The sequence below is a fragment of the Sphingomonas sp. 2R-10 genome, from assembly GCF_030062225.1.
Taxonomy (GTDB): domain Bacteria; phylum Pseudomonadota; class Alphaproteobacteria; order Sphingomonadales; family Sphingomonadaceae; genus Sphingomonas.
In genome coordinates this window covers 21517-31545 of the sequence record NZ_JASCXF010000046.1, presented here as the reverse complement: position 1 = coordinate 31545, position 10029 = coordinate 21517, and the positions used below count along the sequence as shown (strand labels likewise).

At 69.6% G+C, this 10029-nt stretch carries 9 protein-coding genes; 2 read left to right on the top strand and 7 right to left on the bottom strand.

The window, feature by feature from the left end; genetic code table 11:
* Positions 1 to 1389: pseudouridine synthase (locus QLH51_RS17220; protein WP_283514647.1), on the bottom strand; the 1389-nt coding region annotated here is incomplete at its 3' end.
* Positions 1390 to 1574: 185 nt separating this feature from the next.
* Here QLH51_RS17220 and QLH51_RS17215 point away from each other — a divergent pair.
* Positions 1575 to 2009, top strand: coding sequence for a response regulator (locus QLH51_RS17215; protein ID WP_125661584.1), 435 nt, complete (start codon positions 1575 to 1577; stop codon positions 2007 to 2009).
* Positions 2010 to 2453: 444 nt separating this feature from the next.
* Complete coding sequence (locus tag QLH51_RS17210; protein WP_206429255.1) at positions 2454 to 4085, top strand: AmpG family muropeptide MFS transporter; 1632 nt, start codon at positions 2454 to 2456, stop codon at positions 4083 to 4085.
* A gap of 228 nt (positions 4086 to 4313) precedes the next feature.
* Here QLH51_RS17210 and QLH51_RS17205 read toward each other — a convergent pair whose 3' ends face one another.
* The 6 genes from QLH51_RS17205 to QLH51_RS17180 all read right to left on the bottom strand — a co-directional run bounded on the left by QLH51_RS17205 (position 4314) and on the right by QLH51_RS17180 (position 9745).
* Positions 4314 to 5618: a bifunctional folylpolyglutamate synthase/dihydrofolate synthase gene (locus tag QLH51_RS17205; protein ID WP_125661587.1), complete on the bottom strand. Its 1305-nt coding sequence runs from the start codon at positions 5616 to 5618 to the stop codon at positions 4314 to 4316.
* A gap of 152 nt (positions 5619 to 5770) precedes the next feature.
* Positions 5771 to 6622, bottom strand: coding sequence for an acetyl-CoA carboxylase, carboxyltransferase subunit beta (gene accD, locus QLH51_RS17200; protein ID WP_125661590.1), 852 nt, complete (start codon positions 6620 to 6622; stop codon positions 5771 to 5773).
* A complete protein-coding gene (trpA, locus tag QLH51_RS17195) occupies positions 6619 to 7419 on the bottom strand; it encodes a tryptophan synthase subunit alpha (RefSeq protein WP_125661593.1) in 801 nt (266 codons plus the stop codon). Before trpA ends, accD begins: the two co-directional genes overlap by 4 nt.
* Positions 7416 to 7796 carry an endonuclease domain-containing protein gene (locus QLH51_RS17190; RefSeq protein ID WP_206429256.1) on the bottom strand — a complete coding sequence of 127 codons (381 nt, stop codon included), beginning with the start codon at positions 7794 to 7796 and terminating at the stop codon, positions 7416 to 7418. Before QLH51_RS17190 ends, trpA begins: the two co-directional genes overlap by 4 nt.
* Positions 7797 to 7839: 43 nt before the next feature.
* Complete coding sequence (gene trpB / locus QLH51_RS17185; protein ID WP_125661596.1) at positions 7840 to 9069, bottom strand: tryptophan synthase subunit beta; 1230 nt, start codon at positions 9067 to 9069, stop codon at positions 7840 to 7842.
* Positions 9070 to 9109: 40 nt separating this feature from the next.
* Complete coding sequence (locus QLH51_RS17180; RefSeq protein WP_125661599.1) at positions 9110 to 9745, bottom strand: phosphoribosylanthranilate isomerase; 636 nt, start codon at positions 9743 to 9745, stop codon at positions 9110 to 9112.
* Positions 9746 to 10029 lie beyond the last annotated feature (284 nt).

Genomic DNA, 10029 nt, shown 5'->3' with positions numbered 1-10029 from the left:
GGGTGCGGCCTTCGCCCAGCCGGCGGGCTTGCGCTTGGGCCGGTCGACGAAGCTCGTCCGGTCGGCGTCGGCGGCCTCCTCCTGCGTCATGCGGCGATCGACCGGACCGCGCGGTTCCCGGACCGGCTGCGGTTCGGCGGCGCGCGGCCGGCGTCCGTCGGGGCGGCCGTCCTGCGGCGCTGCCTCGCGCGGCTTGCGGGGCAGGCGGGCGACCCCGTCATAGCCCGGCCGTTCGGCATGGGCCGCCGCCCGGCGCGCGCGCGGATTGTCGCCGGCGGCCGGACGATCGCCATAGGCGCGCCGGTCGCCCAGTCCCGGCTGGCGGCGTTCGGCCGGCGTCTGCCCCGCCTGCGCCAGCGGATCGAAGCCGTCGCGGCGTTCGACCGGCCGTTCGGTCGCATGGGTGCGCGGCCCGACCCGGCGGGCATCGCCCTGCGGCCGTGCGCCGAACCCGCTGCGTTCGCCCGTGCCCTGCGGCCGCGCACCGAAGCTGCGCCGTTCGCCGCCTGGTGCCTCGCGGTCGGGCCGGCGCCCGCTGAACCCCGAACGCTGGCCATCACGCTCGGTCCGCGGGCGGCGTTCGTCGAAGCGGCCTTCGGTCGCCACCGGCTCGGGCCGCGGCAGCGGCGTCGCGCGCTTCCATGCCTTGAGCGCCGCCGGATCGGCCCCCTCGGGTGCCGCCTTGCTGGCCGGCTTGTTGGTCAGCGTCTTGCGGAACGCGACCAGCTCGTGCTGGCGGATCTCCTCGACCTCGCCCTCGGCCAGGTCGAGCAGGTTGAACGGGCCGTAGCGCGTGCGGATCAGGCGCGAGACCTTGAGGCCCAGATGCTCCAGCACCCGGCGGACCTCGCGGTTCTTGCCCTCGGTCAGCGTCATCTCGATCCAGGTATTGGTCCCGGTACGCCGTTCGAGGTTCGCGTTGATCGGGCCGTAGCGCACGCCCTCGATCTCGATCCCCATCATCAGGTCCTCGAGCTGCTCCTGGCTGATCTCGCCATAGGCGCGCGCGCGATAGGTCCGCTCGACCCCGGTCGCGGGCAGTTCCAGACGGCGCTTGAACTCGCCGTCGGTCGTCATCAGCAACAGCCCCTCGGTATTCAGGTCGAGCCGCCCGACCGGGATCAGCCGCGGCAGGTCCTTCGGCAGCCGGTCGTAGATCGTCGGCCGCCCCGCGCCGTCGCGCTCGGCGGTCAGCGTGCCGGCGGGCTTGTGGAACCGGAACAGCCGCGTCGGCTCGGGCGCGGCGACGGGCGCGCCGTCGACCGTCACGCCCTTCAGGTTGGGCAGGATCGTCGCGGGCGTCTCGACGACGACGCCGTTCAGCGCGACGCGTCCGGCGGTGATCATGCGCTCGACGTCGCGGCGCGACGCCACGCCGGCGCGCGCCATCAGCTTGGCGATGCGCTGGCCGTCGCGGGGGGATTCACCGGGTGATTCGGGGGGAGTAACGATGATGTGCGTATCCGTTTGCGGCGATGTGACGAAAGTTTCAGCCGAAGCGGTTCCTTCGTCGCCTTCGCGAGTTTGAGGCTTCGTATAAGCTGGTTGCATCCCGGTGGAAAGCGAGTGGGGCTATGTTGTTCGGGCGCAAGAAGCGGCACATCAACCGGATACTGGTCGTCGAGGACGAACCGCTGGTCGCGTTCGACACCGAACATTTCCTCGGCAGCGCGGGGTTCGAGATCGCCGCCACCGTCGATACCGTCGCGGGCGCCTGTGCGGCGCTGGACGGCGGAATGGAGATCGACCTCGTGCTGGTCGACATCAACCTGTCGGACGGCAGCGGGCTGGACGTCGCCCGCTGCGCCCATGGGCACGGCGTGCCGGTCCTGCTGGTAACCGGCAGCTGCCCGCAGGACGCGCAGGTCTTTGCGGCCGGCTGCCTCGCCAAGCCCTATCCGCAAAAGGACCTGCTGGGCGCGATCGACGCGATCGACGCGGTGATCGGCGGCGCGAAACTGCCCCGCCGCCTGCCGAGCGGCTTCAACCTGTTCAGCACGGCGGCGTAACCCACCGCCACAAGACCACGTTCGGTTCGAACAGCTTCGAGCCTGTCGGGAAGCGCCCGTCGAGAATGCGGCCGCCGGATTTCGTAGAAGAGTCGGTTCACGCGGAGGCGCGGAGGCGCGGAGGAGGAGAAGGAAGAAGGTTCATCGCGCAGAGGCGCAGAGGACGCAGAGAGGTTGTTGATCGGGCGGGCGTTGCCTGTCCGGCGAAGCCTCTCACTTCGGCCGGCAGAGGAAAGAAAGCCGCTTCGCGGCGGGACGCACCATCTCTGCGTCCTCTGCGCCTCTGCGCGAAACCTCTTCTTCCTCCGCGTCTCCGCGCCTCCGCATGAACCCGATCTTCTTCCGACAGGCCCGACCCGGACGACCCGCCAGCGACCGGGCGAGCCCACCTTGCCGCCACCGCCAACCCCTTCTACGGTCGCGCCCCTTCCGGGGAGGACGTGAATGACCGAAGCCGCGCCCAAGGGGCTGGCGCTGATCCGCATGGGGCTGAACAATCGCAAGACCGGCGCGATGCTCGCCTTCGGCCTTGCGGCCGGGCTGCCGTTCACGCTGCTGCTCGGCACGCTGAACGCGTGGCTTGGCGAGGCGAAGATCAACCTCGCCACCATCGGCCTGCTGTCGTGGATCGGTCTGGTCTATGCCTTCAAGTTCCTGTGGTCGCCGGTGGTCGACCGGCTGCGCCTGCCGCTACTCGAACGCTTCGGGCGGCGGCGGTCGTGGCTGTTGATGTGCCAGGCGGTGCTGGCCGCGACCTTCCTGTTGCTCGCGATCAGCGATCCGGCGGCGGCGATCGGCTGGTTCGCGCTGGTCGCGGTGATCGGCGCGTTCGCCGCCGCGACGCAGGACGTGGTGATCGACGCGTGGCGGATTGACGTCGCCGACGATCGTGCGACGCTCGGTATCCTGTCGTCGATCTACCAGCTCGGCTATCGCATCGCGACGCTGATCGGCGGCGCGCTGGCGCTGGTGCTGGCGGCGCGGATCGGGTGGCAGACGGTCTATGCGATCATGGGCGGGGCGATGGCGCTGCTGTTGCTGGTCACGCTGCTCGCCCCCGACACCCCGCGCCCCGCGGTCCAGCAGGACGGCGTGGCCATCCCCGGCCCCAGCCTGCGCGACAAGCGTACCGGGCTGATCGTCGTCGGCCTGTGCTGGGGCTGGGCGATCCTGACCATCGCCGCGTTCATGGCGCGGGTGCTGGGCACGCCAGTGGGCGAGACGCCACCCAGCGTCGGCGACTTCACCCGGCTGACCGGGCCGTGGATCGTCGTCGCGACGGTGGTCGTGCCCGCGCTGGTGGCGGCATGGCTCAACCGCCGGACGCTCGACGCGCGCTATTTCGGATGGGACGCGGCCGGGGCCGAACGTACGCCGGGCTTCGTCGAACACGGCTATCGCGCGCTGATCCTGCCGATGGCCGAACTGGTCGGGCGGCTGGGGTTCGGCGTGGTGATCGTGCTGGGCCTGATCCTCAGCTACCGGCTGTGCGATTCGATCTGGGGGCCGTTCGCCTATCCCTTCTATCTCGAGGAACTGAAGTACACCAACGACGAGGTCGCCTTCGCGTCGAAGATATTCGGCGTCGGCATGACGATCCTCGGCGTATCGATCGGCGGCATTTCGTTCGCGGTGCTCGGGCGGATGCCGACGCTGCTGATCGGTGCGATCGTCGCCGCGGCCAGCAACCTGCTCTATGCCGACCTCGCCGCCGGGGCCCCGGTGATCGATGCGGTCGCGGGCACGCTCGGGCTGCACGGTCTGGGTGTCGACGCGCGGATGGTGCGGCTGCTGGTCACCATCTCGGGCGAGAACATCGCCGGTGGCCTCGCCGGCGCGGCGTTCGTCGCCTATCTCTCCTCGATCGCCAGCAAGGAATACAGCGCGGTCCAGTATGCGCTGCTGTCGTCGCTGACCCTGCTGGTCGGCTCGCTGGGCCGCGCCGGGCTGGGTGAGGCGGTCGAGCAGATGGGTTATGCCCCGGTCTTCCGCTTCACCGCCGCGCTGGGACTGGTCGCGGTGGTATTCGTGCTCCTCGAATGGGTACGGTGGCGGCGGGAGCTTCGGAAGGATTGATTTACGCGAAGGCGCGCAGGAAGAGTTTAGTTTTCGCGCAGAGGCGCAGAGGACGCGGAGATGATGCGCTGGCCGCGACAGCGGCTTTCCTTTCATGGCCGACCGAAGGGAAAAGGCTTCACCGAATAAGTGACGCCTGCCCGATCGGCAACCTCTCTGCGTCCTCTGCGCCTCTGCGCGAACCAGTTCCTTCTTATTCCGTGCCTCCGCACCTTCGCGTGAAAAAAACTAAACCGGCACCTCGTCATTCGCCGCCAGCACCGTCCCCGCCAGATACAGCGATCCCGCGATCAACACCGCCTCCGGCTCCGACCGCGCCAGCAGATCGAGCGCGGCTGCCGGATCGGTCGCGACATCGGCGGTGAGGCCCAGCCCCCGCGCCATCTTCGCCAGTTCGCCCGGTGCATGATGCGCGTGCCCCGGCACCGGCACCGCGACGACATGGTCGACCACTTGGGCCAGATGCGCCAGCACCGCGTCGGCATCCTTGTTCGCCAGCATCCCCAGCACCAGCGCCGACCGTTCGCCCCGGCTGATCCGCGGCCACGTACGCGCGACCTCGATCGCGGCGGATTCGTTATGCGCGCCGTCCAGCCAGACGCCGTGGCGCGGATCGACCCGCCCGGTCAGCGGCCCGCCGCTGCGCAACCGCTGCATCCGCGCCGGCCAGCGCGCCGCCTGCGCGCCCGCGACGATCGCGTCGTCGGGCACCGGCACCGCCGACTGATGCCGCAGCATCGCGGTGGCGAGCGCGAGGTTGTCGCGCTGGTGCGCCCCGGCCAGCGCCGGTTCGGGCAGGTCGATCGCCCCCTGCGCATCGCGATACCGCCCCCCGTCCAGCTCCCACGCCGTCCCGCGCGCGACCAGCATCCCGCCCGCCGCCGCCACCGTCTCCGCCACGCGCGCGGCGATTTCGGGCGGGTAGGCGAGGGTGACGATCGGCACGCCGGGCTTGGCGATCCCGGCCTTTTCGCCCGCGATCCCCACCAGCGACGATCCCAGAAACGCCTCGTGATCGATGCCCAGCGCCGCAATCCCGCACGCGACCGGCGCGGGCAGGACGTTGGTCGCGTCCAGTCGCCCGCCCAGACCCACCTCGACCACGCACGCATCGGCCGGCGTGCGGGCAAAGGCGAGGAATGCGGCGGCCGTGGTGATCTCGAAAAAGCTCGCGTCGATCCCCCCGGCGACGTCCAGCACCTCGCCCAGCACCCCGGCCAGTGCCGCATCGTCGATCAGCGTGCCCGCCAGCCGGATGCGTTCGTTGAACCGCACCAGATGCGGGCTGGCATAGACATGGACGCGCAGGCCGGCCGCCTCCATCGCCGCGCGCAGACAGGCGCAGGTCGATCCCTTGCCGTTGGTCCCCGCGACATGGAACACCGGCGGCAGGCGCAGCTGCGGATCGCCCAGCCGCGCCAGCAGCCGCCCGATCCGGTCGAGGCCGAGCACATCGGCGCCCGGCGACAGCGTCACCAGCCGGTTAAGCTGCGCCTGCACGGCGGGATCGGTGGAAATCGCGAAATCGGGCATTAAAAGGCTCCTCCCCGCTGCGCGGGGAGGGGGACCATGCGCAGCATGGTGGAGGCGGGTTGCCCCGTTCGGCACCGTTGCATTGCGGGGCGATCCCCCTCCACCAGCCTGCGGCTGGTTCCCCTCCCCGCGAGCGGGGAGGAGCTACATCGTCAAGCCGCTTCCTTGCGCCCCAGAAACTCGATCAGCTGCGCCAGCTCGCCCGGCAGATCGCGGCGATGCGTCACGCGGTCGATCAGGCCGTGGTCGCGATAATATTCGCTGGTCTGGAAATCGTCGGGCAGCTTCTCGCGGATCGTGCTCTCGATCACCCGCCGCCCGGTGAACGCCAGCGTCGCCTTGGGCTCGGCGATCTGCACGTCGCCCAGCATCGCATAGGCCGCCATCACTCCGCCCGAGGTCGGGTCGGTCAGCACCACCAGATAGGGGAGGCCCGTATCGTGCAGCATCTCGATCGCGACGGTGGTGCGCGGCATCTGCATCAGGCTGAGGATACCCTCCTGCATCCGCGCGCCGCCGCTGGCGGTGAAGACGATGTACGGCACGCCGCGCGCGATCGCCGCCTCCACGCCGGCGATGAACGCCTCGCCGACGAACTGGCCCATCGACCCGCCCATGAACGCGAAATTCTGGACGCCGACCACGCAGCCGCGCCCCTCGATCAGGCCATAGGCGTTCTGATACGCGTCCTGTTCGCCGGTGTCGGTCCGCGCCGCCTTCAGCCGGTCGACATAGCGCTTGCTGTCGCGGAACTTCAGCGGATCCTCGGCGACCTTCGGGTTCGGCAGGATTTCGACGCTGCCCGCGTCGAACAGCTGCTGGAACCGCTCCTTCGGCCCGATGCGCCCGTGATGGTCGCATTTCGGACAAACGTGGAGGTTCTCTTCCCACTCCCTGGTGAAGATCATCTGCCCGCAGCCCTTGCACTTGTGCCAGAGATGGTCGGGCGTTTCCTTGCGCGCGACGAAGGGGAGGGCGTTACGGACGCGGTTGAGCCAGCTCATGCGGGTTCCTTTGACGCCGCCGCGATCGCCGCGGCAAGGCTTTCGATATAGGTTTGGACCGGGCCGGCGGCGTTGGCGCCATGCTGTGCAACGATCTCGACGATCGCCGATCCGACGACTACGCCGTCCGCGACGCGCGCGATATTCGCCGCCTGTTCGGGGGTGCGCACGCCGAATCCGACCGCGATCGGCAGGTCGGTCGCCGCCTTCAGTCGGGCGACCGCGTCGTCGATCGACGCCTGCACCGCCTGCTGCTTGCCGGTGATCCCCGCGACCGAGACGTAATAGAGGAACCCGCCGGCCCCCTCCAGCACCCGCGGCAGGCGCGCGGCGTCGGTCGTCGGCGTCGCCAGCCGGATCGCGGCGATCCCCTGCTCGCGCAGTTGCACGCCCAGCGCATCGTCCTCCTCGGGCGGGATGTCGACGCAGATCACCCCGTCGACCCCGGCGGCGGCGGCGGCCTGTGCGAACCACGCCGCGCCGCGCCGCACCATCGGATTGGCATAGCCCATCAGCACCAGCGGCACGTCGGGATGCCTGCCACGAAACCCGGTCGCGATGCGCAATACGTCGGCGGTCCGCGTTCCGGCGGCGAGGCTGCGGATGTTCGCCGACTGGATCGCCGGCCCGTCGGCCATCGGATCGGTGAACGGCATCCCCAGCTCGATCACGTCCGCCCCGCCCGCGACCAGCGCGTCGAGAATGGCGGGCGTGGCGTCGGGCGTCGGATCACCGGCGGTGACGAAGCACACGAGTGCCGGGCGGCCCTTGGCAAAGGCGGTGGCCAGACGGGTCAAAGCCCTCTCCCCTTCAGGGGAGAGGGTTGGGAGAGGGGATTGTTCACAACGTCTTCCAACAAGCGCAACACGCCTTCCAAATTATGCATCACGTCGGCATTGGTGAACCGCACTACCCGATAGCCGAGTTCGGTCAAATAGGCGGTGCGAGCGGCATCATACTCTGTGGTAGTCCCGTGCAAATGCCCGTCCAATTCGACCACCAGCTTCGGCACATTGCTGGCGAAGTCGGCGATAAACGGCCCGATCACTTTCTGTCGCCGGAACTTCACACCGGCAAACCGCTGGGCCCTGAGCGCAAACCATAACCGTTGCTCGGCAGGAGTAGGAGCCATCCGCGCAGCCTTTGCCCGTTCGATCAACAAAGCGTCGCGCACTTCCCCTCTCCCAACCCTCTCCCCGCAAGCGGGGAGAGGGCTATTAGATCTCCACCCCCAGCGCCGCGGCCACCGTGAAGATATCCTTGTCCCCCCGCCCGCACAGGTTCGCGAGGATGATCTGGTCGCTGCGCATGGTCTTCGCCCGCCGCGCCACCGCCGCGATCGCGTGCGCCGGCTCCAGCGCGGGGATGATCCCCTCGCTCCGGCACAGCAGCTGGAACGCGTCCAGCGCCTCGACATCGGTCGCGCTGTCATATTCGACGCGGCCGATATCGCGCAGCCACGCATGTTCCGGCCCGATCCCCGGATAATCGAGCCCGGCCGAGATCGAATGCCCCTCGGCGATCTGCCCGTCCTCGTCCTGCAACAGGTACGTCTTGTTGCCGTGCAGGATGCCGGGAAAGCCGCCGGCCAGCGACGCCGCATGGTCCTTGTCCAGCCCATGTCCCGCCGCCTCGACGCCCAGCATCGCGACGTCCGCATCGTCGAGGAACGGGTGGAACAGCCCGATCGCGTTGGACCCGCCACCGATCGCCGCGACCAGCAGGTCGGGCAGCCGGCCGGTCCGCTCCAGCATCTGCGCGCGCGCCTCGCGCCCGATGATGCTCTGGAAATCGCGCACCAGCTCCGGATAGGGATGCGGCCCGGCGGCGGTGCCGATGATGTAGAAAGTGTCGTGGACGTTCGCGACCCAGTCGCGCAGCCCCTCGTTCATCGCATCGGACAGCGTCGCCGCACCGCTCGTCACCGGCCGCACCTCGGCACCCAGCAGCTTCATGCGGAACACGTTGGGCTGCTGCCGCTCGATATCGCGCGCACCCATATAGATGACGCAGGGCAGGCCGAAGCGCGCGCAGACCGCCGCGGTCGCCACGCCATGCTGGCCCGCACCCGTCTCGGCGATGATCCGCGTCTTGCCCATGCGGATCGCCAGCAGGATCTGACCGATGCAGTTGTTGATCTTGTGCGCGCCGGTATGGTTCAGCTCGTCGCGCTTGAACCACACCTGCGCCCCCATGCCCGGCGCGGCCCCGCCACGCAGCGTCTCGCTCAACCGTTCGGCATGATAGAGCGGGCTCGGCCGCCCGACATAATGCGTCATCAGGTCGTCGAACTGTGCCGCAAAGGCCGGGTCGGCCTTCGCCGCCTTGTACTCGCGGTCGAGGTCGAGGATCAGCGGCATCAGCGTTTCGGCGACATAGCGGCCGCCGAACTGGCCGAAATGCCCGCGATCGTCGGGCTGGGCGCGATAGCTGTTGGGGGCGTTCATGGCGTTCCCGTTACGCGGCACGCGCGTCGCTGTCGAGGCGTCAGGCGCCCCGCACCGCCGCACAGAAGGCCGCGATCCTCGCGACGTCCTTGACGCCGGCGACAGCCTCGACCCCCGACGACACGTCGACCAGCGGCGCGCGCGTCACCCGGATCGCCTCCGCCACATTCGTGGCGTCGAGCCCGCCCGACAGCGCCCATGGCAACGGATGGCGAAACCCGTCGAGCAGTCCCCAGTCGAACCGCAGTCCCATGCCGCCCGGCAGCGCCGCGCCGGGCGGGGTCTTGGCGTCGTACAGCACCCGGTCCGCCGCGCCACCCAGCGCCCGCGCGCCATCCAGATCGCCGCGCGTCTTCACCGCCACCGCGCCCCATGTCTCCCGCGCGGTCCGGGCACGGATCGCCGCGATCCGATCCGGCGCGGTCCTGTGCAGCTGCACCACGTCGAGCCGCGCGGCGGCCAGCGCCGCATCGATCAGCGCATCGTCGGGATCGACGAACACCCCGACCTTCGCTCGCCCGTCCGGCACCATCTGCGCCAGCCCCGCCGCCACGTCGAACCCGACATTGCGCGGGGAGGGGGCGAAGAACACGAACCCGACATGACTCGCCCCCGCGGCAAGGGCAGCGGCGAGCGTTTCGGGCGTAGACAGGCCGCAGATCTTGGTGAGGGTCATGGGGCGCGGATGTAGAGGGTTGGGGGAGGAAAGAGAACCGGGGCCGCATGACATTCGTCATTCCCGCGCAGGCGGGAATCCATACATGCCAACGTATCGGCTCGATCCGCAACGCCAGCGTCTATGGACTCCCGCCTTCGCGGGAGTGACGAAAGGGGGGGGCTCGACGCCCGATACACGAGGATCGATCCCCCGCCCGAACCGTACCCCTGTGCAGGCGGGGGGCCAGAGCCAGGCAGGCCAACGCTTCGCCAAACGATCCTCGCCCCCGCCTGCGCGGGGGT

Bases quoted from the DNA above. Each gene is read 5' to 3' on its own strand.
- QLH51_RS17215 (WP_125661584.1), top strand. From the start codon at position 1,575: ATGTTGTTCGGGCGCAAGAAGCGGCACATCAACCGGATACTGGTCGTC.
- QLH51_RS17210 (WP_206429255.1), top strand. From the start codon at position 2,454: ATGACCGAAGCCGCGCCCAAGGGGCTGGCGCTGATCCGCATGGGGCTG.
- QLH51_RS17205 (WP_125661587.1), bottom strand. From the start codon at position 5,618: ATGCCCGATTTCGCGATTTCCACCGATCCCGCCGTGCAGGCGCAGCTT.
- accD (WP_125661590.1), bottom strand. From the start codon at position 6,622: ATGAGCTGGCTCAACCGCGTCCGTAACGCCCTCCCCTTCGTCGCGCGC.
- trpB (WP_125661596.1), bottom strand. From the start codon at position 9,069: ATGAACGCCCCCAACAGCTATCGCGCCCAGCCCGACGATCGCGGGCAT.
- QLH51_RS17180 (WP_125661599.1), bottom strand. From the start codon at position 9,745: ATGACCCTCACCAAGATCTGCGGCCTGTCTACGCCCGAAACGCTCGCC.